This window comes from Bacillus sp. PK3_68, assembly GCF_003600835.1.
Classification (GTDB): Bacteria; Bacillota; Bacilli; order Bacillales; family Domibacillaceae; genus Pseudobacillus.
The window spans coordinates 3,376,768-3,400,361 of the sequence record NZ_NQYC01000001.1 but is presented as its reverse complement, the minus strand read 5'-3'; the positions used below and the strand labels follow the sequence as shown (position 1 = coordinate 3,400,361).

General features: G+C 44.4%; 27 protein-coding genes and 2 riboswitches. Of the genes, 6 read left to right on the top strand and 21 right to left on the bottom strand.

Annotation, left to right across the window (positions count from 1 at the left end):
• Window positions 1–45: 45 nt before the first annotated feature.
• From CJ483_RS17110 to CJ483_RS17050, 13 genes are read right to left on the bottom strand one after another with little or no spacing between them, the layout of a single operon-like run.
• Entirely contained in the window at window positions 46–744 is a 699-nt protein-coding gene (locus tag CJ483_RS17110; RefSeq protein ID WP_120036324.1) for an AIR synthase related protein, read from the bottom strand.
• Entirely contained in the window at window positions 741–1,235 is a 495-nt protein-coding gene (locus CJ483_RS17105) for an ECF transporter S component (RefSeq protein ID WP_120036323.1), read from the bottom strand. The genes CJ483_RS17110 and CJ483_RS17105 overlap by 4 nt, the downstream gene beginning before the upstream one ends.
• Window positions 1,232–1,825 (bottom strand): cob(I)yrinic acid a,c-diamide adenosyltransferase, encoded by a 594-nt coding sequence (locus CJ483_RS17100; protein ID WP_120036322.1) that lies wholly within the window; start codon window positions 1,823–1,825, stop codon window positions 1,232–1,234. The genes CJ483_RS17105 and CJ483_RS17100 overlap by 4 nt, the downstream gene beginning before the upstream one ends.
• Window positions 1,822–2,268 (bottom strand): bifunctional adenosylcobinamide kinase/adenosylcobinamide-phosphate guanylyltransferase, encoded by a 447-nt coding sequence (locus CJ483_RS17095; protein ID WP_120036321.1) that lies wholly within the window; start codon window positions 2,266–2,268, stop codon window positions 1,822–1,824. The genes CJ483_RS17100 and CJ483_RS17095 overlap by 4 nt, the downstream gene beginning before the upstream one ends.
• Window positions 2,220–2,846, bottom strand: a complete 627-nt coding sequence (locus CJ483_RS17090; RefSeq protein WP_120036320.1) for a histidine phosphatase family protein — start codon at window positions 2,844–2,846, stop codon at window positions 2,220–2,222. The genes CJ483_RS17095 and CJ483_RS17090 overlap by 49 nt, the downstream gene beginning before the upstream one ends.
• Entirely contained in the window at window positions 2,804–3,601 is a 798-nt protein-coding gene (gene cobS, locus CJ483_RS17085) for an adenosylcobinamide-GDP ribazoletransferase (protein ID WP_120036319.1), read from the bottom strand. The genes CJ483_RS17090 and cobS overlap by 43 nt, the downstream gene beginning before the upstream one ends.
• A complete protein-coding gene (locus tag CJ483_RS17080) occupies window positions 3,598–4,545 on the bottom strand; it encodes a cobyric acid synthase (protein ID WP_342754328.1) in 948 nt (315 codons plus the stop codon). The genes cobS and CJ483_RS17080 overlap by 4 nt, the downstream gene beginning before the upstream one ends.
• Window positions 4,464–5,048, bottom strand: a complete 585-nt coding sequence (locus CJ483_RS17075; RefSeq protein WP_120036317.1) for a bifunctional adenosylcobinamide kinase/adenosylcobinamide-phosphate guanylyltransferase — start codon at window positions 5,046–5,048, stop codon at window positions 4,464–4,466. The genes CJ483_RS17080 and CJ483_RS17075 overlap by 82 nt, the downstream gene beginning before the upstream one ends.
• Complete coding sequence (cobD, locus tag CJ483_RS17070) at window positions 5,030–6,100, bottom strand: threonine-phosphate decarboxylase CobD (RefSeq protein ID WP_120036316.1); 1,071 nt, start codon at window positions 6,098–6,100, stop codon at window positions 5,030–5,032. The genes CJ483_RS17075 and cobD overlap by 19 nt, the downstream gene beginning before the upstream one ends.
• The gene (cbiB, locus tag CJ483_RS17065) at window positions 6,075–7,037 is read right to left on the bottom strand and encodes an adenosylcobinamide-phosphate synthase CbiB (RefSeq protein WP_120036315.1); all 963 of its coding nucleotides are present in this window, start codon (window positions 7,035–7,037) and stop codon (window positions 6,075–6,077) included. The genes cobD and cbiB overlap by 26 nt, the downstream gene beginning before the upstream one ends.
• On the bottom strand, window positions 7,034–8,506 hold the full coding sequence (locus tag CJ483_RS17060; protein ID WP_120036314.1) for an adenosylcobinamide amidohydrolase: 1,473 nt from the start codon (window positions 8,504–8,506) through the stop codon (window positions 7,034–7,036). The genes cbiB and CJ483_RS17060 overlap by 4 nt, the downstream gene beginning before the upstream one ends.
• On the bottom strand, window positions 8,503–9,564 hold the full coding sequence (locus CJ483_RS17055; RefSeq protein WP_120036313.1) for a FecCD family ABC transporter permease: 1,062 nt from the start codon (window positions 9,562–9,564) through the stop codon (window positions 8,503–8,505). Before CJ483_RS17055 ends, CJ483_RS17060 begins: the two co-directional genes overlap by 4 nt.
• Window positions 9,527–10,501, bottom strand: a complete 975-nt coding sequence (locus CJ483_RS17050; protein WP_120036312.1) for an ABC transporter substrate-binding protein — start codon at window positions 10,499–10,501, stop codon at window positions 9,527–9,529. Before CJ483_RS17050 ends, CJ483_RS17055 begins: the two co-directional genes overlap by 38 nt.
• A 135-nt stretch (window positions 10,502–10,636) precedes the next feature.
• A riboswitch (cobalamin riboswitch) is annotated at window positions 10,637–10,778 on the bottom strand.
• A 186-nt stretch (window positions 10,779–10,964) separates the two neighbouring features.
• Between CJ483_RS17050 and CJ483_RS24625 the strand changes: the two genes are divergently transcribed.
• Window positions 10,965–11,138: a hypothetical protein gene (locus CJ483_RS24625; protein ID WP_182917090.1), complete on the top strand. Its 174-nt coding sequence runs from the start codon at window positions 10,965–10,967 to the stop codon at window positions 11,136–11,138.
• A gap of 112 nt (window positions 11,139–11,250) precedes the next feature.
• Here the strand turns inward: CJ483_RS24625 and bioA are convergent, their stop codons facing one another.
• Window positions 11,251–12,570, bottom strand: a complete 1,320-nt coding sequence (gene bioA, locus CJ483_RS17045; RefSeq protein ID WP_182917169.1) for an adenosylmethionine--8-amino-7-oxononanoate transaminase — start codon at window positions 12,568–12,570, stop codon at window positions 11,251–11,253.
• A gap of 16 nt (window positions 12,571–12,586) precedes the next feature.
• Window positions 12,587–13,318 carry a dethiobiotin synthase gene (gene bioD, locus CJ483_RS17040; RefSeq protein ID WP_120036310.1) on the bottom strand — a complete coding sequence of 244 codons (732 nt, stop codon included), beginning with the start codon at window positions 13,316–13,318 and terminating at the stop codon, window positions 12,587–12,589.
• A gap of 100 nt (window positions 13,319–13,418) precedes the next feature.
• On the opposite strand from bioD, the gene CJ483_RS17035 reads away from it, so the two are divergent.
• Window positions 13,419–13,985: a biotin transporter BioY gene (locus CJ483_RS17035; protein ID WP_120036309.1), complete on the top strand. Its 567-nt coding sequence runs from the start codon at window positions 13,419–13,421 to the stop codon at window positions 13,983–13,985.
• 83 nt (window positions 13,986–14,068) lie between these two features.
• The gene (locus tag CJ483_RS17030; RefSeq protein WP_120036308.1) at window positions 14,069–15,343 is read left to right on the top strand and encodes an MDR family MFS transporter; all 1,275 of its coding nucleotides are present in this window, start codon (window positions 14,069–14,071) and stop codon (window positions 15,341–15,343) included.
• Window positions 15,344–15,388: 45 nt separating this feature from the next.
• On the opposite strand, the gene rraA is transcribed toward CJ483_RS17030, so the two are convergent.
• Complete coding sequence (gene rraA, locus CJ483_RS17025; protein WP_259455701.1) at window positions 15,389–15,886, bottom strand: ribonuclease E activity regulator RraA; 498 nt, start codon at window positions 15,884–15,886, stop codon at window positions 15,389–15,391.
• A 149-nt stretch (window positions 15,887–16,035) separates the two neighbouring features.
• Between rraA and CJ483_RS17020 the strand changes: the two genes are divergently transcribed.
• Both CJ483_RS17020 and CJ483_RS17015 read left to right on the top strand, forming a co-directional pair.
• Window positions 16,036–16,560 (top strand): general stress protein, encoded by a 525-nt coding sequence (locus tag CJ483_RS17020; protein ID WP_120036306.1) that lies wholly within the window; start codon window positions 16,036–16,038, stop codon window positions 16,558–16,560.
• 76 nt (window positions 16,561–16,636) lie between these two features.
• Entirely contained in the window at window positions 16,637–17,614 is a 978-nt protein-coding gene (locus CJ483_RS17015) for a YsnF/AvaK domain-containing protein (protein WP_120036305.1), read from the top strand.
• 69 nt (window positions 17,615–17,683) lie between these two features.
• Here CJ483_RS17015 and pabC read toward each other — a convergent pair whose 3' ends face one another.
• The 3 genes from pabC to CJ483_RS17000 are packed head-to-tail and all read right to left on the bottom strand — an operon-like array spanning window position 17,684 to window position 20,554.
• The gene (gene pabC, locus CJ483_RS17010) at window positions 17,684–18,541 is read right to left on the bottom strand and encodes an aminodeoxychorismate lyase (RefSeq protein WP_120036304.1); all 858 of its coding nucleotides are present in this window, start codon (window positions 18,539–18,541) and stop codon (window positions 17,684–17,686) included.
• Between the two features lies 1 nt (window position 18,542).
• Window positions 18,543–19,130 (bottom strand): aminodeoxychorismate/anthranilate synthase component II, encoded by a 588-nt coding sequence (gene pabA / locus CJ483_RS17005; protein WP_120036303.1) that lies wholly within the window; start codon window positions 19,128–19,130, stop codon window positions 18,543–18,545.
• Window positions 19,127–20,554, bottom strand: a complete 1,428-nt coding sequence (locus CJ483_RS17000; RefSeq protein WP_120036302.1) for an anthranilate synthase component I family protein — start codon at window positions 20,552–20,554, stop codon at window positions 19,127–19,129. The genes pabA and CJ483_RS17000 overlap by 4 nt, the downstream gene beginning before the upstream one ends.
• A 155-nt stretch (window positions 20,555–20,709) precedes the next feature.
• On the opposite strand from CJ483_RS17000, the gene CJ483_RS16995 reads away from it, so the two are divergent.
• Window positions 20,710–21,522: an AAC(3) family N-acetyltransferase gene (locus CJ483_RS16995; protein ID WP_120036301.1), complete on the top strand. Its 813-nt coding sequence runs from the start codon at window positions 20,710–20,712 to the stop codon at window positions 21,520–21,522.
• Here CJ483_RS16995 and CJ483_RS16990 read toward each other — a convergent pair.
• Window positions 21,503–22,045 carry a class I SAM-dependent methyltransferase gene (locus tag CJ483_RS16990; RefSeq protein ID WP_120036300.1) on the bottom strand — a complete coding sequence of 181 codons (543 nt, stop codon included), beginning with the start codon at window positions 22,043–22,045 and terminating at the stop codon, window positions 21,503–21,505. The genes CJ483_RS16995 and CJ483_RS16990 overlap by 20 nt on opposite strands.
• A gap of 80 nt (window positions 22,046–22,125) precedes the next feature.
• Window positions 22,126–22,236: riboswitch (SAM riboswitch) on the bottom strand.
• A 105-nt stretch (window positions 22,237–22,341) separates the two neighbouring features.
• Window positions 22,342–23,538: a pyridoxal phosphate-dependent aminotransferase gene (locus tag CJ483_RS16985; protein ID WP_120036299.1), complete on the bottom strand. Its 1,197-nt coding sequence runs from the start codon at window positions 23,536–23,538 to the stop codon at window positions 22,342–22,344.
• Window positions 23,539–23,594 lie beyond the last annotated feature (56 nt).

Sequence of the window (23,594 nt, the reverse complement as noted above, 5' to 3'; positions counted from 1 at the left end):
ACCACTAAAAAGCTTTTTCATGTTCTCTTTTTATTCTTTATAAGATTAAAGCTTTATTTTCAAAGGTGTATATAACGAGTTACAAAGTTCTTTTAACTTCTCCATTGCATCTGTTTCTATAGCTATTAAAAAGCAAGTAGCCGGTCCTGCAGACTTGCTGACATCAAGAGAGCAATGAATATTTTCTGCTTGTAGCTCTTCATTGCCACTCAGTTTTCTCATTTCATAAGCAATTCCTTTTGAACCAACAGGCCAAATACTGCGCAATCCTTCTACTTGAAGAATTTGCCGAAATAATTGCAGGGGAGCAACAGATTCCGGTTCAGCCAGCACTTCCGGACCAACGAGTGGTTTTCCAATAACTCCGTAACAGACCTCTTTCTCGTCAAAGGGACTCATTTTTCTTAAATGACGGCCAATCATTACAATGCTGACAGCGGACTCACCCATAACAAAATTTGTTTCTGTACTCCCTGTTATGTCAACGGTGCATCCCGCTTCCCGGGCTGCCCGTTCCACTCCAGCCGTCAGCTCCCTCCAGGCTGACTCCCCTGCAAAGTTTTGAAGCACTGCTGCAAACGGCTCTCCACCCGCTGCCAAGCACTCCATGAGTGCCACACGCGCGGAAAAATAACCGACTGTTTCATAGTCTGCCTTTACGGTGTCACCTGGCTTCTCACCAACTGAACCACTGTTATCCGCAGCAATGACTAATTCATTGGCATAGATCACATCCCGCTTCACGCCTGTACACCGCCAAAGTGCTTCTCAAATAACATTTTCAGGCGGGGCAAAGCCACCCAGGCAAGCACCCCATTTAAAGCTGAGGCGATGAGAAGGGAAGGAAGCATCGCAATATAGAATCCCCAGCCCATGAAAAAGATAAAAGGGAATGGAAGAACAAGTCCATTAACCAAAACAAACATGATAATAGCTACTACTCTTTTATTCGCCTGGTGAATTTTAGCGAACAGCCAAACGGCACCTGCCATTTCAGCAGCGATGAGCAAGTGGAAAGGCCCCATTAGCATCCCTCCAGTCAATGCTGAAATCAAATGGCCAAAAGCAGCAGCGAGTGCGCCTGGCCCCGCACCGAGAAGACCGGCCGCAAGGAGCGCTGGAAAAGAATCCAGCGCTATACTTGTCACAACTGCTGGTGCTGGCACTTTGATCATCCCGCCTACAACCGAAAGGGCGGTGAATAAAGCGAGCCAGGAAATCTTTTTACTGCTCACTTCTTATCTTCCTTTCTTTTTCCATCGCGAAAGACCTTTGCACTGCGAATATACTCTACATCCTTAACACCAAACCGGAAGTTAATCACGCGGGCGATCGCAAAGAAATAGTCAGAGAGACGGTTTAAGTACTGGAGAGTAACCGGATGAATGCCTTCCTCCTCACGCATGAGGGCAACCACAAGCCGTTCTGCGCGGCGCGTTACCGTGCGGGCGATATGGATGGAAGCAGAAGCTTTTGACCCGCCTGGCAAAATGAATCGCTCCAGCTCTGGTGCTTCTTTAATATAATCATCAATTTTCTTTTCCAGCTCACTGACGGATTCCGGCTGCAGCTTCCATTCCCGTTTTCCTGCGACCGTCGCTAAGTCTCCCCCGCAATCAAACAGCTCGTGCTGGATCGTTTCCAAATCAGCGAGAATATCCGTGAATTTCTCCTTGCTTGCTTCAAGTTCCGCCATTGCCTGGCCGACAAAGCAGTTGGCTTCATCCACTGTACCGTAGGCTTCTACACGCAGATGGTCTTTTCCAACGCGGCCTCCAATAATACTTGTTTCTCCTTTGTCTCCCGTTCGTGTATACAGTCTCATATTTCTTCCCCCTCATTTTTAATGATTTGCGGCAAACCATACCATACTTGAATGACTCGGCGAGCCTGTTTCGCGGCGTCCTGAAAGCACCAGCCTGCGGCATCCCGCCACATTCGGTCAAATGCATTTGCCGGTACAATGCCTTTTGTTATATCTGTGCCGATAAGAACCACTTGCCGGCTCTCCTCTTCCTTTTCCCATTCCAACCAGCCGGCCAGCTCTTTATTCCATTCTATGCGGGCCGCTTCTGGATCTTCTTCTTTCTCGCTGAGCCGGCGGACGTGCCGTTCAATGCCTTCCAATATCACAACTGACTCCGTCCACTCTTCTGTCTTATCCGTTTTATAAAATGAGTGCCAGTTATGCGCTTTTTTCTCCAGCCCGTAACTTGTCTTTACCCATTGCTTTTTGCCGTTGAAGGCACCACCTGTAACGAGATGCATCTTTCGCCCCTCCTTAATGCAGAAAGCGAGCCGGCCAATTCATAGCCGTGTCCATTTTCTATTTTCCATTCCCAGAATTCTTTTCTGTCAGGTGCTAGTTCTGTCAGCAAATAACGAATGACGCCTCCGTGGGTAACGATAGCTGTGCGTTTTAAGTTATATTGATCCAGGACCTCTAACCATTTCTTCCACGCTTCCCTAATCCGGTCTCCAAACTGCCTATAGTTTTCTCCCTCCGGCAGCGGACTGGAGAACGGGTTTTGTAGCCAAGCTTTGTATTCCTCTAAATGTTCCAGCTCCTGATGAGTTTTTCCTTCCCAGCAGCCGAAATTCAGCTCGCGAAATTCGGGCCAGACATCAACCCGGTTATCTGGAAAAAAAATCGCAGCCGTATCTATGCAACGCTGTAGATCGCTGGCTATCACCTTTTCGTAGGAAGGGAGATCGAGCTTAAGCTGCTCCAGCCCTCTTTTTCCAGCTTCACTCAAGGCTGAATCCGTCCAGCCACTAAAGGCCCTTTTTTCATTATCTGCCGTTACGCCATGCCGATAGAGACCAATAACCACAAGATCGTCCATAAAAGTATTTCCGCTCCTTCCAAGCTGGCACCAAGCAAATCTCCCGTGATGCCGCCAAAGTGTTTAAGTGCGCCCCGGCGGGCCAACAGGAAAAACAAATAAGCCATAGCGATGAACAGCAGCAACGCAGAAACGCTTCCGGTTATAAAGATGAAAACCCATCCGACGGCGGCGGCCCAGAAGCTATAGGTGAGCGCAAGACGCGGATCTTTTCCCTGTTGAAAAAAATAAGCAATGCCCTCCTCCTTTGCCGGCTTTACCCCATTTAGCAGAAGGCCGGTTATCATTTGGCTGTAAAAAGGAATGAGGACAACCAAAGGAAGAAGCGCATGGTTTCCAAATAAAAAAATTTCATAGAAGAAAAGGAAACGAGCAGCCAGTAGCACAATGAGCGAAAGTACCCCAAACGCACCGACACGTGGATCTTTTAATATTTCAAGCCGCTTATCAATATCCCGGTAAGAAAAAAAAGCATCGCTCGTGTCAATCCAGCCATCCAGATGGAGCCCGCCTGTCCAGATGATCGGCAGCAGCCAAAAAAGAAAAGCATTGCCGAGAGGAGAGAATGGCGACCACTCGAGTAAAAGCCAAAAAACACTGCCAAATACAAGGCCTTTCACTAAACCGAGGAGCGGAAACATTCGCAAGGCTGCTTGTAAATGACGGGCGTCCACCGGCAACTCCCGATGGACGGGTACTGCAGAAAAAAATTGCATGTTCAATAAAAAGCCATTGATATAAGCTCTCCCTTTCATCTGATGCTTTCCTTCTCTGCTTCGCTAACAATTGAAATAAACTTTTCCCAATCAAGATGCTTTTGTAAATGGGCAGCCAGTTGATTATATGTTTCTTCCTTGCTGTTCATCATTTCTTGTTCTTCCAGCTGTAGTTTTTTCGTCGGAGGGGACAAAGCATCCTCTTCTTCCAGCTGGTGATCAGCTAAATAAGGAAGAACAGCCAGAACAGGAATGCCAGTACGCGCTTCCAGCCATTGTTTTCCCTCATCAAATAGCAATGGATCTCCATGAAATTTATTAATGATTATTCCTTTCACGCGGCCGCGCTCCTGCGGCTCAAGCAGATCAAGCGTGCCGACAACACTGGCAAACAAACCGCCTCGCTGCACGTCAGCAACTAATATGACCGGCACATCAGCTAGTTCAGCCACTTTCATATTGACAACTTCCCGCTTCTTTAAATTCATTTCTACCGGGCTGCCCGCCCCTTCGATAACGAGGAAATCCGATAGTTCACGAAGCTTCGCCAACGAATGCTGGATCGTTTCTACCGCCTTGCTATAATACTGTTCACGATACTTCATACCTGAAATCACTTCTAACCGCTCGCCGAGCCAAACAACTTCTGAGCGGCCTGGTTTAGCCGGCTTTAATAAAATTGGATTGATCTCTGGCAGCGGCTCCAACCGGCAAGCTTCAGCCTGCAGCACTTGCGCTTTGCCCAGCTCCTTGCCGTCCTCTGTTATATAAGCATAATTTGTGACGTTTTGAGATTTGAAGGGGGCTGGTTGAAATCCTTTTTGAAGAAGCAGCCGGCATAGTGCAGTTACGATCAGACTTTTTCCAACATCAGAAGCAGTTCCTTGAATCATAATTCCTCTCATACTTTCAATCTCTCCTTCTTTACAAGCGGACATCCATGCTCGACGAGCACAGCAAGTGCCGCTTCGTTTATCAGCCATTGATGTAGCTCACCCAATGCTTTAGCATAGTAAAATACAAGCGGGCTGCCGAGCAGCTCATAGGCCAGTTCGTTTGAGACGATAATAACTGCGCCTGCTGATTCTCTAATCTGATCGATTCCCATTCGAATATTGTGCGTAACACTCATATGAAAGTTCGGGTCTGCCCACTCTTCTTCCTTTGTATTACCTGCAAACCATTCATTCGTTAGCAATGTTGTCAAGCAGTCAATCAATACGGTGTCTTGTTGTGTAAAGCGCTCAGATAAAGTTTCAATTCGAACAGGCTGCTCCCACGTCGTCCATTCCTTCCCTGACGCTTTTCGCTCCCGTTGATGGGAGCAGACGCGGGCGGCCATTTCTTCATCGGTTATCTTCCCGCACGCTACATAATGAAGGGCTCCTTTTAATCTCTCAGCCTCCAACACAGCGTGTCTCTCTGCTTCTTTGCTCTTCCCACTGCGTACACCGCCAACAATAAGGGTTAATTCTGCTTTTTCCATTGTAGCAGCGCCTCTTTCAGCTTGTTATTTTCTTTTTCCGTCTTTATCGCTGCTCTTAGCCACTTGCCTTCAATCCCGGGATAATTGTATGTATGGCGCAGAACAATTCCCTGTTTTAGCAGAAACAAAAAAAGCGGTTCCTGGTCTTCAAGCAAAGGGTCTCTGAGCAAATAAAAATTAACGACAGACCGGGTAAATCGGAATCCCTCTTCCTCCAGAAACTCAAGCATTCTTTTTCGTTCTTCGGTGATTTTCTCCCGCGACCATTCAACGAACGAAGAATCGGCTAATACAGCTTCTGCTGCCCTCAAGGCAAGGGCATTTACATTCCAATGGGGGCGGAATCGGGCAATTTGCAAAGCTAAGGCTTCGTCAGCAAGCAGATAACCGATCCTCAAGCCGGCAATCGCATACATTTTCGTCAGTGATCTTAGAATGAGTAAGTTTGGGTAATCTTTAATGAAACGAGCCACTGTGACGGAGCCGGCAAAGTCATAAAACGCTTCATCAATGACAACACAGCAGCCACTCGAAGCAAGGCTGTCTAACAATTCAATGATCTCCCTTTCTGAAAAAGCGATGCCGCTCGGATTGTTCGGTGTGCAAACAAAAACAGCCGTTGCTCCTTGAGCCTTAGTCGTTAATTCATTGATTGGCAGAGTATGATCTTTATTGGTGAAAACATAATCTATTTCGCAACCATACACCCGGCAGGCTGCTTCATATTCAGAGAATGCCGGCTGAACGATGACAACTCTCCGTCCGCGCCACAGCTGGCCGAGAAACTGAATCACTTCAGCTGCACCGTTTCCTAACACGACCTGTTGTTCATTCACTCCGTTGAGACTGGCAATCTGTTTGGTTACCATTTTACCGTAAGGATCCGGATAATCAGAAACGGCGGATAACCAGCTGGACCAATTATCCTTAATGCTTGGCGGCGGGCCATATGGATTTACGTTAACGCTAAAGTCTATCAAAACGTCCGGCTTCTTCATTTGTAAGCTTTCATATAGATGGGCTGGATTAGAGCCATGTGCGGGCCATTTCATAAATGACACCTCCTATCCACATCATCAGTAAAAATAAAAGAGAGGACCGTTCCATAATCCGATTAGTGAGCAGGATATGCTCTGCTGTTTTTTGCTTTAAAGGTTCTCCCATTTCAGCGCGATGGGAAACACGGCCTTTATATCTATTTATTCCGCCAAGCTCGATGCCGAGCAAACCGGCAACAGCAGCCTCACACCAGCCGCTATTTGGGCTTGGATGCTTTTTCGCATCACGGCGGACAATCTGCCATACTTGTTTTTTAGAATAGTTGCTTTCGGGAAAAGATAAGACCATTAACAAGCTCGTTAAGCGGGCTGGCAGCCAGTTAACGAGATCATCCAGACGAGCAGATGCCCAGCCGAATTGTCCATATCGATCATTTTTGTAACCGACCATTGAATCACATGTGTTAATTGCCCGGTAGATCATCGCCCCCGCAGCTCCTCCGATAAGTGCCCAAAAAAGCGGAGCCGTTACCCCATCGCTTGTATTCTCGGCAACGGTCTCGATGGCTCCCCTTGTAATTTCCCCTTCATCGAGATGCTCTGTATCCCGACCAACAATATAGGAAAGCTTCATTCGCGCCTCCTCCATATCCCCTTTTTGCAGCGGTTCATACACACTTATCCCCGCCTCTTTTAAGCTGCGGCAAGCAATGGCCGAAGCAATCACTGCGGCCTCCGCTGCTACTCCAGCAGCCGGGTGAAGAGAATAAAAGCAGAAAATGAACAAATAGCTGAGGCTTCCCGTAACAATGAGCACGATAACAAGCATAATGACTCCTTTTCTCCGCCTGGCAGTTCCTTGATTGAGACGCTTTTCCAAAAAGTAAATAAGGGAGCCTATCCAGCGGACTGGATGCGGAAGATGCGGCGGATCTCCGACTAGGCGGTCAATGAAAAAAGCAAGCGTAGCAGCCAGGAGATGATAAATCATGTACTCCTCTCTCCTGTTCTGTTATTCTCCAAGGCTTCTATCGTACATTCATACACCGCTTTCCCGATCGCCTGTCCAAGCGGAGAAATCGTACCAGCAAATGCCTGATGCGCCCCGCGCTGGGTGGCGGCAATCAAGACGCTGTCAGTAGAGGTGCCTGTTGCCTGGGACTTCGTTAGCGGATCTTTTACTTCCTTATCGAATAGAGCCTTTACTTTTGCTTCTGTTGCCGTCATCACTGACTGAACAAACGCTTCCTCTGATAAATGGCCATTCGCAAATACCCATGTATTAATCGTACCCGGCAAAAAAGCCCGATTATGTTCTACAGCCCGCGAAACATCAATGGCATTGCCGACCCCGGCTGTAACAACTGCAAGAACCGAAATATCTTCTACTTGCACAAACCGGCAGGCTGCCGTATGAAGATGAACAGCTGTCATCATTCCCACAGTCTCGTTAATATCAAAGTGATAGCGCTTTAGAAACTCTTTCATGTCTTCCTTATAAGAGTCATGCCAATAGTTTTTATCTACGTGGCGGTTCACAAAACTGCGATGCCATCCCCAGCCAGCACCGATTACTCCTGCCGATAGTGTTTTTAACAGAATCGGAGCTTCAAGTGTAATATATTCATCAGTTCTCTTGATGCATGCTTGGTCCACTCGCACTTCCACTTCTTCCTCAGCTGTTTTTTCAGGAAGAATACTCATCTGCGGCTTCGGCACTTCTGGATGGGGACGCTGATGAATAGCCGTTTTATATACTTGCTGAACCGGCTCCTCTTTCAACACTTCGCTCGGAATACCAAGACCGTGCCTCTTTCCCTCTTCCATAAGCAGCAATCTGTCACAATAAAGAGAGGCGAGATTTAAATCGTGAAAAATGGAGATAACAGTTAATCCTGTTTCATTCGCCATTTTCTTTAATAAATCAAGCAGTTCTTTTTGAAAAGATAAATCCAAATGGTTTGTTGGTTCATCCAACAGCAAAATTTCCGGTTCCTGGGCAAGGGCCTGAGCGAGAAAGACGCGTTGACGCTCGCCGCCAGACAATTCCTCGATGGAAACTTCCGCAAATTGCTTTGTGCCCGTTTGCTCCATCGCCTTGATAACAGCCCGCTCATCTTCTTCTCTCCATACTGGAAAGATGCCGCTTTGATGTGCATATCGCCCGAGAGAAACTGTTTCTTTTACAGTGTACGAAAAGGCTTGCGGGGTCATTTGTGGAAGAACAGCAAGCCGTTTAGCCAGTTCTTTTGGTGTATAATCTGTCATTTTTTTGCCTTCTATTTCTATGGAACCACTGCTTATAGGGACAATGCCGCTTATCATTTTTAACAGCGTTGTCTTGCCGCTTCCATTGGGACCTAAGATGCCAAAAAGCTCTCCTTTTTGGACGGAAAAAGACAATTTACGGACGATAAGCTTGCCGTCATAGCCGCCGCTAAGCTGTTCTATCTCGATCATGCTGTTCCCCTTCCTTTCCTGTGCTTGCGAAGCAGAATGATAGCGAATACCGGTGCACCAATAATAGAAGTAATAACGCCAATTGGTAATTCAGTCGGAGAAATAATTGTGCGGGCTACCAAATCAGCCAGAATTAAAAAGCCAGCGCCTGCAAGCATGGACAGCGGCAGTAAATGGCGGTGATCCGGCCCCCAAATTAAGCGGATAAAATGAGGGATGACCAATCCGACGAAACCAATAGTTCCTGAAACAGCTACAGCTGCTCCTGTTAATACCGAGCCGGCAACTAGCACGATCATTTTTTTTCGACGGACATTCACACCTAAATGCTGGGCTTTCTCTTCGCCGAACGACATCGCATTTAATTCAGCCGCGTGGATAATTAACAGTAAAGTGCCCACCAAAAAAAAGGGCAAAATAAGTTGAATATAATCCCAGCCTCTCATTGATACACTCCCAAGCAGCCATCCGATAATTTGCCGCAATTCCTCACCGGTCAAAGCAATCATTAGTGAGATCAACGCACCTAAAAAAGAGCTAAAAATAATCCCTGTTAGAATGATAGTTTCTACTTTAAGTGACCGTTCAATCGCCTGGGCGAACAAAACAACGATGAAAATGGTTATAATCGAAGTCACAATACTAACAACGGGCAGGGTAAATCCGGAAAGCCAAGGGAGCTGCATATTAAAAAACAGCACCATAACAGCGCCTGCGGAAGCACCCGAAGATACACCGAGTGTATAAGGGTCTGCCAGAGGATTACGCAGCAGCCCTTGAAAAGCAGCACCCGCTACCGCTAGAGAGGCTCCTATAAGACCGGCCAACAATACTCTCGGAAATCTGATCTTCCACACGATGTTATCAAAAGAGGAATCGACTCCCTCAAGTGGCGTTCCAAAAAAATGATGGGATAATAAGAAAGCGATATCCCGAAACGGAACTTGGATCGTTCCGATCGAGATACCTGCAAATACAGCCGTAATAAAAAAAGCCAAAACTAACAAGTAAGCCGAGCTTTTATTTCTTAAAAACATCTGGATAGATCGCTTCGGCAAGTTCTTCTACTCCTTCAACAAGACGCGGGCCTGTTCGGTTGACGAGGTCAGCATTCACATCATGGACATCCTTGTTTTTAACGGCAGTCATGTTTTCCCATCCTTTGCGGCTGAGTACCTCTTCAATCGGTTTTTTTGTGTAGTAGCCATGCGTAGTAATGATTACGTCAGGATTCTTCTTGATAATCGCTTCCTCTGTCATTTGCACCCAGCCCTTCTGATCGGCAGCAGCATTTTTCGCATGAATCAGATCAAGCATTTCCTGCATAAATGTATTTTTTCCTGGTGTGAAAATGTCTGGAGCCGGTGATACTTCAATAAATACACTTTTTTCCTCTTCTTTTTTAATAGTTTTCGCTTTTTCCTCGATTTTTGATAGACCGTCTTTCATTTCTTCTACTACGTCTTCTGCTTTTTCAGTTGTTCCTGTCGCCTTGCCGATCATTTCAATTGAGTCGTATACTTGATCAAAATTTTGGGCATCATTAACGACAAGTACATCGATTCCCGCTTCTTCCAGTTGCTTCAATCCCTCTTTTGAGTTGTGGGCACTGGAACCATGTGCCAATACGAGATCCGTATCAAGCCCAATGATTTTTTCAATGTTATACTCCATGCCGCCAACTTTTTCTTTGGCGTTCACCTCTTTCGGGTAATTGTCGTTGTCTGATACCCCGACAATTTCATCACCTAAATCGAGTTTATAAGCAATTTCGGTATTGCTCGGAATTAGAGAAACAATTCGTTTCGGTTTTTCTTCAATAACGACATCTTTTCCTTCCGCATCCTTTATCGTTACCGGAAAGGCTTCTTCTTGACTCTCTTTTGGCTGATCTGCTTTTTCTTCTTTTCCAGTTTCTGCTTTATCCGTTCCGCAGCCGGCAAGCAGGCCAGCAGCCAGTACGAAGGATAATGTGTACTGAGATAATTTGTTCATGACTTTCTCTCCCTTTGCTTCTTAAAAATATCCACAAAAAAACACCTCTACGCGATGGAGAGATGCAGTGAAAAAGGGCCAAACAGGTACATTGAACCAGGAAGCCGCTTTTACACCACCCTATCCGCGTAGGTTATTGGTGCTCTAAACCAGGCAGGTTTTCTGGCTTGTGAAATAAATAAATTTCACTTACAGTGGCGGGACCGCGCTGGATTTCCACCAGCTTGCCCTTTTAAAAAGCTTTTTGTTCAGCTTTACCTGATTAAATATATGTAGTTTTCCGCTTAGCCTCATTATACACAAAAAAAACTTTACTTTCATAAATTTTTAAAACGGTTCGCAGCTTTTCTAAAAATTCGTTTCTATTCTCTGCAGAAAATAAATTTTCTTATCATATAAGACCTTTATGTTTTAGACAGGACAAAAGTGGAATAGGATAAATAAAAAGAAAGGAGCGGCTAAAATGAATCTTGCAACTTTAATCGGGTTAGTTGTCCTACTGCTTTGCATTGCGCTTATTTTAGTTTACTTTCTTCGCCAGGCATTTGACTCCTCTGATACAAGCCGGATAGACGCTCTTCCTGAAGACGACGCGTACTTAAACGATCGCGACTCAACACATGACCGTAACTTATAGCCAAATAAAATGACAACATGACATACGAGCAAACATCTGTTTAAAAACAAGATCGTTTGCCAGCAGAACTATATAAAAACATCCATCCCGATGAACGGGAGGATGTTTTTTATTATTTAGTATGAACCTTCACATTCAGCGTTTCCACAATGGCTTGCTTTGTAATTTGAAGCATTTTAGTCAGCTCCTCGTAGCTGGAAGCTAGCGGCGGCATAAAAACGATCGTGTCACCAAGCGGTCTCGTCAGCATCCCCAATTCACGCATTCGCAATGTTGCCCGATAAACCATTCTCTCTTCAAACGGAAAAGGTTCTTTGGTCTTTTTATCTTTCACTAGTTCAATTCCGCACATTAAACCAAGCTGTCGAATCTCACCGACGTGTGGCAGTTCATTTATTTCAGCCATCAACCTCTCAACATATTCTGCTTTTTTAGCAGCTTGCTCAACAAGCCCTTCTTTTTCGAAAATATCAAGATTGGCCAAAGCTGCTGCACAGCCGAGCTGGTTGCCCGTATAAGAATGTCCATGGAAAAAAGTTTTCATTTCGGTATATTCCCCGTAAAATGCCTGGTATACTTCTTCTGTTGTTAATGTAGCTGCAATCGGTAAATATCCACCGGTAATTCCTTTTGCCATTGTCATGATATCTGGCAAAACACCTTCATGTTCCACAGCGAACATTTTTCCCGTGCGCCCAAATCCAGTCGCCACCTCATCCACAATAAAAAGCACATTAAACTTTCGACAAAGCTGTTCAAGCTCCTTTAAGTACCCGACTGGCATGATGTGCATACCACCCGCCCCCTGTACCATTGACTCAACAATTAGTCCGGAGATCTGTTCATGATTCTTTTCAAATAAGTCATGTATTTCTGAAAGTGAATCTTCTTTAGCCGTTTGTTCATTGCCGGAAGGATGCCATTTTGCTGACGGGAAGGGGAGGGCGAATGAATGGAACATTAATGCGCTGTACACGCGGTGATAAATGTCGATTGAGCCCACGCTGATCGCACCGACTGTATCGCCGTGATAACCGTTTGTCAATGTGACAAACTTTGTTTTTTCAGTCCTGCCTTTATTTTGCCAATATTGGTACGCCATCTTTATGGCTATTTCCACTGACTCTGCTCCGCTGTCCGAATAAAATACGCGTGTTAAGTTTTCCGGAGAAATCTGGATAAGTTTCTCAGCCAACTGAATGGATGGCACATTTGCCGCTCCAAGTAAGGTTGAATGGGCAATTCGTCCAAGCTGCTCTTTCACCGCCTCATCAATTTCTGGACGTCGGTGACCGTGTACATTTAGCCATAAGGAAGAATAGCCATCGAAATATTCATTGCCGTGGATGTCTCTTAGCCGGATGCCTTCGCCGCTCTCTATAATAAGGGGAGCTTCTTCGTAATCCTTCATTTGTGTAAAAGGAAGCCACATATGCTTTTGACTAATTTCATATAAACGTTTTGTATTCACTATTAATCCCCTCCATCAGTCTATCAAACTTCCAATCCCTCACAATTTCAGAACGATAACGGCTCTCCCTAAGAGAATGATCAATATCTTTTATAAATGGAATATGTCCAATGATAGGCAGTCCCGACAGTTCATGAATGACCCGGAAGTTATCCCGCTCTATGCTTTTCTCTCCGGGCACTGTACTCGAAAATACGACTCCAGTTATCGGCAACCCTCTCTTTTGGATAGCTTCTATCGTCAGTATCGTATGATTAATCGTTCCAAGTCCTGCCCTGGCGGCAATCACTACCGGTAATCCCGTTTCCTCCATCACATCAACCATACACCTGCCTTTCCTATTCAGTGGCACGTATAATCCGCCTGCCCCTTCAACAAGCAAAAGTGTCGATTTGGACGCACGTCTTCTAATTTCCTCTATAATTACTTGTTCATCAATAATTGCTGCTTCTTCCTCAGCTGCCAAATGAGGGGAGCTTGCTTTTTTGAATAAATATGTATATAATCTTTCTCCTCTCGTTTCTGGAAGCAGATGATACATTTCAGTATCTGGTGCCTTCCACTCACCATCTTTCCACTCAGCTCCACTCTGTATCGGCTTATATGGCCTGGCTGTCACTTTCCTTTCGATTAATCCATGAGCAAGTAATAATGTCGCAATGGTCTTGCCTGCATCTGTATCCGTTCCTGCAATAAAGATTCCGGGCATAGCATGTACTCCTCCCTTTGATTTAAGTAAACCTTATTTTCAAAAATGTTAACATATGAAAAAATGATAAACAATTATATTTTTAAAGGAGGAAAAATTAATGAAGGCCTACGAGGTTGTAATTTGTGCTCTTTTTGCGGCGCTTATGGCCATCGGTGCGAACGCCTCATCTTTTTTAATAATTGGTGGCGTACCTGTTACCCTGCAATTAATGTTTGCCATTATAGCCGGAGGATTGCTCGGCAGCCGACTTGGCTCTTTATCGATGGCCGTCTATCTGTTTATCGGGCTTGCGGGTGCACCGGTATTCGCTCAGTTTAAAGGAGGTCCTGCAAGCATTTTCAGCCCGACGTTCGGATTTATTCTCTCTTTTATTGTAGTAGCTTACATCGCTGGAAAGCTGCTCATAGACCCACATAAAAAAACAAGTTACCTGTATGCCGGTGTAGCTTCTATTCTTTTCAATTACTTAATTGGCACCAACTATATGTACGCTGCGTTCAGGTGGTGGGCCGAAGCTCCAGAAGGCTTCAGCTATTCAATGGCCTGGTCATGGATGGCTGTCTATCTTCCATTGGACATCGGGGTGACGATTCTCTCTCTTTCTGTCCTTCCTAAAATCCGTTCAGCATTAGGCCATCAAAGCGCTCCGGTCGTAAAGGAATAAAGTGCATTTTCCCTCGTTATTATTCATAAAGTTTCTTTTTTTGTGTATAGTTTATGTATTGTCACAATTTAGGAGAGAGAATAATGAAGATAAGGGAATGGGATCATAGCTTAAAAGTTCGTTTGATCGGGGAAAGCATCATGAATATTACCTTTTGGATGTTTTTCCCTTTCCTCGCTATTTACTTTGCGGATGAGTTTGGAAAAGGGAAAGCTGGGCTCCTCCTGATCCTTTCGCAATTATTTTCTGTGATTGCTAATCTGACTGGCGGCTATTGTGCAGACCGGTTCGGCAGAAAGCGAATGATGGTATTATCTTCTTTTGGCCAAGGACTTTCCTTTCTGCTTTTTGCTTTTGCCAATTCGCCATGGTATGACTCGGCATTTATTGGCTTTTTTGCTTTTTCGATTGCGAGTATATTCGGTTCTCTTTATTGGCCGGCAAGCCAGGCTATGGTAGCCGATGTGGTGGAGGAAAAAGATCGAAGCGATGTATTCGCTGTTTTCTACACTTCTATTAATATCGCTGTTGTCATTGGTCCAATTCTTGGCGGAATTTTCTTTTTCACTTATAGATTTGAATTGATGATCTTTGCGGCATTGACTTGTTTCCTGCTTGCTTTTGTACTGTTTAAATGGACAGATGAAACAAATCCACGCTCTTCACAATCCATAGAGACAGAAAATAGAAAGTGGTATGATGTGCTTGTTGATCAAGTAAAAGATTACCATGTGATCGTGAGAGACAAAATTTTTATGCTGTTTATTATTGCTGGGGTTTTAAGCGCACAGACCTTCATGCAGCTTGATCTGCTCATCCCTGTCTATACAAAAGAAACGATCGATGTCCAAACGATCTTTTCTTTTGGCGATTGGACTTTATCTATTAACGGCGAAAGAGCGTTTGGGGTTCTTGTCTCAGAAAATGGACTGCTCGTTGCTCTTTTCACTGTCGGCATTTCTAAATGGGTGTCCCGTTTTTATGCAAAAAATGTATTTGCTGTTTCTTCTATTCTATATGCGGTTTCTATGTGGGTATTTGGATTAACTGATTGGTTTTGGGGATTGGTTATAGCCATGGTGATATTTACTCTTGGAGAGCTCTTAATCGTTGGCCTTCAGCAAAGTTTCATTTCAGTCCTGGCCCCTGAACATATGCGGGGACAATATTTTGCAGCGGCTAGCCTGCGCTATACAATCGGCCGAATGATCGCTCCTGCAGCGATCCCATTGACGATTTGGGCCGGCTATTTTTGGACATTCACTATTATTGCCCTTCTTTCTTTAGCAAGCGCGGCTCTCTACTATTATATGTTTATCCTTTACGGTCAACAAAAAGCAGAGTCAGCCCCTCGCTAGATAGAAGAGAGCTGCCCACATCTTTTCCAGGGCAGCTCTCTTTTATCATTGGGTTTTTAAAGGCTTTTCGGCAACAACCACCCCATCTTCGTCGGCATACACATAATGACCAGGGACCCATTTTATCTCGCCGAACGTTACGATGAGATTCTCTTCTCCTTCTCCCCGTTTTATACTCTTCAACGGGTTGCTGCCCAAAGCTAATATGCCTATTGTTAATTTTTCCAGCTCAGCTGTATCACGCACACAACCATTAACAATGACGCCAGCAAGCTTTCTCTCTTGGGCAATTTCCCCTAAACGGTCACCGAGCAGCGCGCATCTTTTTGAACCGCCCCCATCCACTACTAAAACATGCCCCTCTGGAATAGTTTGCAGTGCTCTTTTCACAAGCACATTGTCCTCAAAGACCTTCACAGTAGAAATAGGGCCAGAAAAACGCTTTTTTCCTCCATAAGATTTCAAATCGAGGTAGCAAACACTTAACTCTTTAGCAAAGTCATCACATAAATCAGCTGTTTTTATACCTGTTTCAACCATCATTCTCTCCCCTTCCTTTGTCTTGATAGGTATTCCCTTCGACGCACATCCTCTTCTTTCCTGTTTTCCCTCTTTTTTTTTACATGTTTTTATCTCTAGGCAGCGGGTATTTATTAAAGTGATGACCCGCATGATCACTAGGAGGATTGAAAATGTCCAACAAAAAAGTCATTGGTTTATGCAGCAGTGAAATTGATGCCATTCGCCGAATTGAAGAATTGAAAGTAGAGGGATATGAGACTGATCAGCTGTACGCTGTCACCAAAGATGCCGACTTTCATTTAATGCTTCAAAACCGATCAGGAGCGACAGTCACTTCTGCCGGGCCATCGATCACCGAGAAAGTGAAAGCCATATTTTCAAAAGAAAAACCTGTAAAAGAGTACCTGCTTGAGTTTGGTTTATCTGAAAAAGACGCGGAGACCTATTACAAAAACGTAGAAGATGATTTGATTTTACTTGTAACTGATGAAGAAGGTGCTGAAGAAACTCTCCATTCTGCTGCTGAAGCGGCTGCGGGATCAGATGAGGCACCTCTTCCTGACAAAGAAGAAGCGGAAAGACGCCAGTTTATTCAGGAGCGACATAAGACAGAGGATAAAACAGACGAATTCCCGGTAGTAGATACCTCTCCTCTTCCGCCTGACCAGCAATCACTTTACAGAAATTACCAGTAAATAAAAGTTTTAATTATATCACAAAGGGTATGTAAAAACCATGGGTCATTAGAACTTTTTATTAGGAGGCTATATTATGAATAACAATAAAAAATTTATCGGCGTTTTTGACAACCAGTCAGAAGTTATTACAAAAATTGATCAACTAAAAGCAGAAGGATACGCAGAAGCAGACATTTATGCGGTCGCTAAAAATGCGGATAATATTTCTATGGTAAGAGGACGTACAGGAGTAGAAGTAGAATCAGCCAATACAGGCGGTTCATGGATGGATAAATTTATGGCTTTTCTATCCGGAGAGGATGAAGTAAGAGGCGGATTAAGAAACATGGGATTAGAGGATACAGAAGTCGATCGTTATTACAATGACATTGACAATGGAAAGATCCTTCTTTACGTAGACAGAGAGTACGATCAACTATATCGTGATCATACTTTAACAGATAGTGCAGATGCTAATCTTGGAGCTAATACTCTCGGTATGAATGATGTGGCAGCAGATGGCCAGGTAGAAGGCGTCCGCGCTGATAGAGCACCGGAGCTTGATGTAAACAGCCTACATGCAAGTGCAGATTTGAACGATGACTTAACCGATGAACAACGCCTTCGCCTTCGCGAGGAACGCCTTGAAGTAGACAAAGAGCGTATCCAAAAAGGCGAAGTCTACGTGGAAAAAGAGGTCGTAGAAGAGCCACGCACAATTAACGTTAATGTAGAGCGCGATGAGGTGTACGTGGAGCGCCGTCCAGTGAATGATGCTGTTTCCGCACAAGACTCTTCTCCTATTGTTGGTGAGGATGACACCATTCGCATTCCTATCACTGAAGAACGTGTGGAAGTAACTAAGAAACCCGTTGTTTCTGAGGAATTAATTATCGGCAAACGCAAAGTGCAGGACACAGAAACAGTGAGTGATACTGTTAAACGCGAAGAAGCACATATTGCTAAAGAAGGAGATATCGAGGTAGAAGGCCGCGATATGGATGATCCCCTTCTCAACAGATACCATGACGACAATTCAAAGGACCATTTAGATCAACACGATCGTTATTAATAAAAAAACAAATAGTGCCTGTCTTGGGCATAAATTAAAAGAAAACGCTGCTTAATGCAGCGTTTTCTTTTAATTCTGTTGTCTGCTCCACAAAATTTCACGATCAGATGCATAGAAGGAGAAAAGTTTATTTGTCCATGCTCCATGCTTACCGGGAAACCTTTGCCCATCTATTTGACTAACTGCAGTAATCTCTTGAATGGAGTTCGTAAAAAACACTTCATCCGCCTCTTTCACTTCTATAGGAAGGAACAAACCTTCCTTTACTTCCATTCCGGCTTCTCTTGCCCTGTGCATAATATACTGTCGAGTTACTCCATTTAATATTCCTGCAGCAACAGCTGGGGTATAAAGCGTGCGCTCCTTTACCCAAAAAATATTGGAAACAACTCCCTCAGCTACATTTCCGGTTTCATTAAGAAAAATCCCTTCTATAGATGGATCGTCTCCTACTTCTCTCTTGCCGGCAATACTGTTTAAATAGTGATGAGATTTCAGCCGCTCATTCAGCTCAGGTGAGTTCCGTCTTGTCGCTAGCCATGTGCCTTTCTTTTCAAGCAGCCCATCAGGCGGTTGAAGCGGTTTTTGAAAAACAATTACATTAGGTGCTTCATAAGCGGCTGTCTGCAAGCCGATTTCACCGTTCCCCGCTGAAACATTAAAACGAATATAAGAATGTCTCCATCCATTCACCTGTGATAATTGCTGGAGAAGCTCTGTCGTTTCTGTACGGTTAAATTCTTTCTCAATCATTAATGCGTGCAAGCTGCGGTTCAGACGCTCCAGATGATCATCGAGTAAAAAAGGATGACCATTATATATTCGAAAGGTTTCGAATACACCAAGCCCATATAAGAAACCATGATCAAAAGGTGAGATGGCAGCTTGTTCCTTTGATACAATTTCTCCATTGATATAAATAAACACCTTATACCTTCATCCTTACTTTTCGATAATAGCGAATGAAACTCTGCAGCATTTCTTTCCCGCCATAAGTCATAATGGACTCCGGATGAAATTGTACCCCTTCGATGGGCAGCTCTCTATGACGGATAGCCATAATCTCTCCTTCTTCTGTCCAGGCAGAAACTTCAAAACAACTTGGCAATGTCTCTCTACGCACAATTAACGAATGATAACGGGTAGCTGGAAAGGGATTAGGCAAGCCTTCAAAAATCGTGCGGCCGTCGTGGACCATAGGCGACGTCTTCCCATGCATGAGCCGATCCGCCTGAACCACTTCTCCCCCAAATACTTGGGCGATGGACTGTTGCCCCAAGCACACGCCAAAGATAGGGATTTTACCGGCAAATGCACGAATGGCTTCTAAGCTGACTCCTGCTTCGTTTGGTGTACAAGGACCTGGTGATATCATTAAAAAATCGGGATTCAACTTTCCGATTTCTTCTATAGTAATTTCGTCGTTTCTCTTTACAACTAATTCTTCACCAAGCTCCCCTAAATATTGCACGAGATTATAAGTGAAAGAATCATAGTTATCAATCATTAAAATCATCTGCATTCTCCTCCTGCTTGAACAGGTGACACTCTCTTTTCAGCCATCTCTTTCGCAGTCCAAACGGCTTTGGCTTTTTTCAAGGATTCTTTATACTCGCTTTTCGGGTCAGAATCGATCACAATCCCGGCACCCGCCTGAATGTGACACATCCGGCCTTGAACGATCATTGTTCGAATCACGATGTTTAATTCCATATCCTCATTAAAACCAATCCATCCGATTGATCCTGTATACAGGCCGCGCCTAACTGGCTCTAGCTCCTCAATAATTTCCATCGTTCTGACTTTGGGGGCGCCGGTAATGGTTCCACCCGGAAAAACAGCATGAACAACCTCTGCATTTGTTTTTCCCTCAGCAAGCCTTCCACGTACATTAGAAACAATATGCTGGACATGCGAATACTTCTCAATGACCATGAATTCATCCACTTCAACCGAACCGTACGCACTCACTCGGCCCAAATCATTTCGCTCTAAATCAACGAGCATGACGTGTTCGGCGCGTTCTTTTTCATTCTCAATTAATTCCAAAGCAAGCCGCAAATCGTCGTCCTCATCTTTTCCTCGCGAACGAGTGCCGGCAATTGGTCTCGTGCTTAAATTTGTTCCATCTTTTTTGATCAATAATTCTGGAGAGCCCGATACAATTTGAAAATCAGGAGTATGAATATATGCCATGTAAGGAGACGGATTCAACTTCCTCAACTCTTCATACACAGCCATGGCCGGGATGGAAAGAGGTTTAGACTGTCGAACAGATAAATTCACTTGGAATACATCTCCAGCAGCGATGTATTGTTTGGTTTTTTCCACTGCCGCCTGGAAAGCTTCCTCCGAAAAAGAGACTTTCAATTCGCCCGTGGCTACGGCTACTTCTAAAGGTTTTTCTTCTTCATTAAAAGAAGCAGTCCATTTTCTTTCTGCTTCATTCAATTTCCTTTCTGCTTCTGCTGCCTCCTCATCTATAACGAGCAACCAGAGTGTTTTTGCCTGATGGTCAAATATAGCCCACTCCTCAAAGATCTGAAAATAAAGAAGCGGCAATCCCAGATCTTCTTCAGCGCAATTCGGTAATTTCTCAATATAACGAACATAATCATAACTGATGTAACCGATTGCCCCACCCTGGAAATCAGGCAGGCCTTCTTGCTTAGGCAGCTGATATGTTTTTAACCAACTTTCAAGCTCTGGAAGCGGGACTCCTTTTCTTTTTTCTGTTTGACCGGCAGTCTGAATTTCAATGCCCTCCTCGTTTGAAAAAACAACCGCAAGCGGCGACAGCCCGGCTACGCTATAACGCCCGCCCCTTCCGCTTTCGAGAAGAACATGATGGGATTCCACCCCAGCTAGCCATTTATATTGATGAAAAAACTGTTCGCTATTATAGGGAATCGTTCGAGAAAACACTCGTCGTTCATTCACTGGTTTTCACCCTTTTCCTTCTTAGTCTTTTTCATCATACTAGACAAAGCGGAAAGAAAAAAGCATGGAAATAGTATTTTTGTTGCAGCTCCTATGCATGGTCATCTCTATCTTTTATAATAGAAGAAAATAGATGAAAATAGCGGAGGAAGCTGATGACAGGTAATCATTTAGTTCAACAAACAGAATCATTCATTACTACAGAGACATTGCAAAAAGACCTTCATTCTCTTGGAATAAAACCTGGTTCGACTGTTATGGTACACTCTTCCCTGCGCTCACTCGGGTGGATAGCTGGCGGAGAAGTTACCGTCATTCAAGCATTAATGGCCGCTGTTTCGAATAGCGGGACAATTGTTATGCCTTCGCAGACTACTCATAATACCGATCCAAAATATTGGCAAAATCCGCCTGTACCCGAAGAGTGGTGGCCAGGTATCCGGTATTTTATGCCTGCCTATTTACCAGATATCACTCCTACTGTTGGTATGGGGCGTATCGCGGAATTATTCCGTACGTTTCCCGGTGTAAAACGGAGCCTCCATCCTTCCAGCTCATTTACAGCCTGGGGAAAATATGCTTCCTTCATTATCGATAACCACTCGATTGACTTTGCATTTGGAGAGCAATCGCCGCTTGCAAGGTTATATGATCTTGATGCATCCGTTTTATTTATCGGTACGGATTACAGCACGTGTACAGCTATGCACCTTGGTGAATTTCGGGCAGATGACGGCCGTAAAGCTTTTGAGCAAGGCTCAGCCATGCTAGAAAATGGTGAGCGCATTTGGAAAACTTATATGGAGCTTGAAGAAAACTCTGAACAATTTAATGAAATTGGCCGAGCCTTCGAGAAGGAACACACAATGACAAATGGCACAGTTGCTCAAGCCGCTTGCAAGCTTATCGAAATCCGACCACTCATCGACTTTACGGCTCGTTATCTTACTAACCTTTCAAAGCAATAAAGCGATTCACAACAGCCGGGAACATCGCTCTTTCTGTCAGCTCTATCCATCCCTGTTCCATTGCTTCTGCAAGGGAACGGACTGTTATCTGTTGAACAAATATTGCTTCAAATCCAATTTCTCTTAAAAGATCCCAATAATCGGGGAGGCTTTTAATATAATTTTTTCCCTCTATGTTCTCCAGTGTAATGGCTTCGGCTAAATCGATGATAAGACGGCCTCCCGGCTTCAGTAAATGAAAACTTTTTCTCAGCCATTCTTCTCCCTCATCCAAAAAATGGATGCCAAGCTGAGCTGCTGCTACATCGAATTGACTTTTTTTAGAAGTAAAAAGGGAAGGAGAAATTACAGTAATCTGAGTTCTTTCACTCACCCATCTTGTTAGTGAAGGAGTTGAAGCTGATCCTATCCATAAAATACTTTCGTTCTGTTGAACGCTAGCTGTTTCTAAAAAACTTTCTGCTGATATACTCCATTCTAAAATGCGATCTTTTGCAAGTCCTTTCTGGTCTGTCACTGTCATTTTCCATTCCTCCCTTTTTAACAATAAAAACAAAATAAAAAACCTCTTCAGATAAGAAGAGGTTTGGTAGCTATTCCACTCTCTTATCTGTCAGCTTGCGCTGCAAGAATTAGCACCGTGCCTGCATGTATACATACGGGTCGGTTGCCGGGCTTCATCGGGCTTGTCCCTCCACCTGCTCTTGATAAGATATTCGTTTCTATTCAATTCATCAGCCTTAAGCTGGCTGAAGTAAAATTCTATTTACACTCTGAATTTACGCATTAATTTATTAATTCATACGAATTATTACATGATTATAATCGATTGTCAACCTGATTTTTAAAAATAGAAAGTTGCGAAATGCGACGCACGGCTTCTTTGATCTTTTCTTCTGAAGCTACCAATCCAGCGCGGACATACCCTTCCCCGCGTTCGCCGAAGCCAATTCCCGGTGCAAACGCGACGCCTGCTTCTTCAAGTAAAAGGTCACTGAATCCTTCAGAGGTATAGCCTTCTGGCACCTTTAACCATGCAAAAAATGACCCTTCCGGTGCCGTCACTTCCCAACCAATTTCATTCAAGCTATTAATGAGCAAGTCGCGGCGCTTTTCATACATGGCTTGTTGTTTATGCACCTCATCTTGCGGCCCGAGTAAAGCCGCGGCCGCAGCCTCCTGAATGCCGCCGTACAAACTGCAGTGTAAATGATCTTGAATTAAATCTATAGCGGCGATCACGCTCGGGTTGCCAACAGCAAACCCAACTCTCCAGCCTGCCATATTGTATGTTTTTGACATTGTGTAGATTTCGATGCCGATCTCTTTTGCCCCATCAATTTCAAGGTAGCTAACCGGCCTTTTCCCATCAAAACCGATCGCTCCATAAGCGAAATCATGAACGATACAAATCCCATGCTGATTAGCAAACTGAATAGTCTCCTCAAAAAAAGCGGCGTCCGCCATAGCCCCCGTTGGATTATTGGGATAATTGATGAACAGCAGCTTTGTCTTTTTCAATATCTCTTCAGGAACATCTTCATACCGGGGAAGAAAACCATTCTCTTCTCTTAGCGGCATCATATACATTTCTGCGCCGGCAAGAGCAATGCCTGACCAGTAATCCGGGTAGCCTGGATCGGGTACAAGCGCTACATCACCTGGGTTTAACAAACATTGTGGAAGCTCAACAAGCCCTGCCTTGCCGCCGATAATAAGGGCTACTTCCCTGGCAGGGTCTATTTCTACCCCATACTCTTTCTGATAAAACTCGGCACAGGCCTCTTTTACATGATCAAACCCTTTAAAAGGTGGATATTTATCGTTGGCAGGATCGTCCACAGCTGTTTTCAACACAGTCTTTATATGGCTAAACACCGGTTGATCTGGGCTTCCCTGTGCTAAATTTATAATTTCACGCCCGCCAGTAGAGGCGTCTTTGATCTTTTGGCCCAATTTAGCGAAGAATTGCTCCGGCAGAGCCTGAAGCCGATTAGCTGTTTCAAAAGTCTTCATGTATGCAGCCCCCGCTTTCAAATTATAGTTAATAATGGTATAACGAAAGGGAGAGA

Bases quoted from the DNA above. Each gene is read 5' to 3' on its own strand.
- CJ483_RS17050 (WP_120036312.1), bottom strand. From the start codon at position 10,501: ATGAACAAATTATCTCAGTACACATTATCCTTCGTACTGGCTGCTGGC.
- CJ483_RS17075 (WP_120036317.1), bottom strand. From the start codon at position 5,048: ATGGAAAAAGCAGAATTAACCCTTATTGTTGGCGGTGTACGCAGTGGG.
- CJ483_RS16995 (WP_120036301.1), top strand. From the start codon at position 20,710: ATGACAGGTAATCATTTAGTTCAACAAACAGAATCATTCATTACTACA.
- cobS (WP_120036319.1), bottom strand. From the start codon at position 3,601: ATGAAAGGGAGAGCTTATATCAATGGCTTTTTATTGAACATGCAATTT.
- CJ483_RS17060 (WP_120036314.1), bottom strand. From the start codon at position 8,506: ATGATCGAGATAGAACAGCTTAGCGGCGGCTATGACGGCAAGCTTATC.
- bioD (WP_120036310.1), bottom strand. From the start codon at position 13,318: ATGCCCGGAATCTTTATTGCAGGAACGGATACAGATGCAGGCAAGACC.
- cobD (WP_120036316.1), bottom strand. From the start codon at position 6,100: ATGAAATGGCCCGCACATGGCTCTAATCCAGCCCATCTATATGAAAGC.
- cbiB (WP_120036315.1), bottom strand. From the start codon at position 7,037: ATGATTTATCATCTCCTGGCTGCTACGCTTGCTTTTTTCATTGACCGC.
- CJ483_RS17090 (WP_120036320.1), bottom strand. From the start codon at position 2,846: ATGGACGATCTTGTGGTTATTGGTCTCTATCGGCATGGCGTAACGGCA.
- bioA (WP_182917169.1), bottom strand. From the start codon at position 12,570: ATGTGGCTTCCTTTTACACAAATGAAGGATTACGAAGAAGCTCCCCTT.
- CJ483_RS17100 (WP_120036322.1), bottom strand. From the start codon at position 1,825: ATGAGACTGTATACACGAACGGGAGACAAAGGAGAAACAAGTATTATT.
- CJ483_RS17080 (WP_342754328.1), bottom strand. From the start codon at position 4,545: ATGGCTGATAAACGAAGCGGCACTTGCTGTGCTCGTCGAGCATGGATG.
- CJ483_RS16985 (WP_120036299.1), bottom strand. From the start codon at position 23,538: ATGAAGACTTTTGAAACAGCTAATCGGCTTCAGGCTCTGCCGGAGCAA.
- pabA (WP_120036303.1), bottom strand. From the start codon at position 19,130: ATGATTTTAATGATTGATAACTATGATTCTTTCACTTATAATCTCGTG.
- CJ483_RS16990 (WP_120036300.1), bottom strand. From the start codon at position 22,045: ATGACAGTGACAGACCAGAAAGGACTTGCAAAAGATCGCATTTTAGAA.
- CJ483_RS24625 (WP_182917090.1), top strand. From the start codon at position 10,965: ATGAATCTTGCAACTTTAATCGGGTTAGTTGTCCTACTGCTTTGCATT.
- CJ483_RS17020 (WP_120036306.1), top strand. From the start codon at position 16,036: ATGTCCAACAAAAAAGTCATTGGTTTATGCAGCAGTGAAATTGATGCC.
- CJ483_RS17035 (WP_120036309.1), top strand. From the start codon at position 13,419: ATGAAGGCCTACGAGGTTGTAATTTGTGCTCTTTTTGCGGCGCTTATG.
- CJ483_RS17095 (WP_120036321.1), bottom strand. From the start codon at position 2,268: ATGCATCTCGTTACAGGTGGTGCCTTCAACGGCAAAAAGCAATGGGTA.
- rraA (WP_259455701.1), bottom strand. From the start codon at position 15,886: ATGATGGTTGAAACAGGTATAAAAACAGCTGATTTATGTGATGACTTT.
- CJ483_RS17015 (WP_120036305.1), top strand. From the start codon at position 16,637: ATGAATAACAATAAAAAATTTATCGGCGTTTTTGACAACCAGTCAGAA.
- CJ483_RS17030 (WP_120036308.1), top strand. From the start codon at position 14,069: ATGAAGATAAGGGAATGGGATCATAGCTTAAAAGTTCGTTTGATCGGG.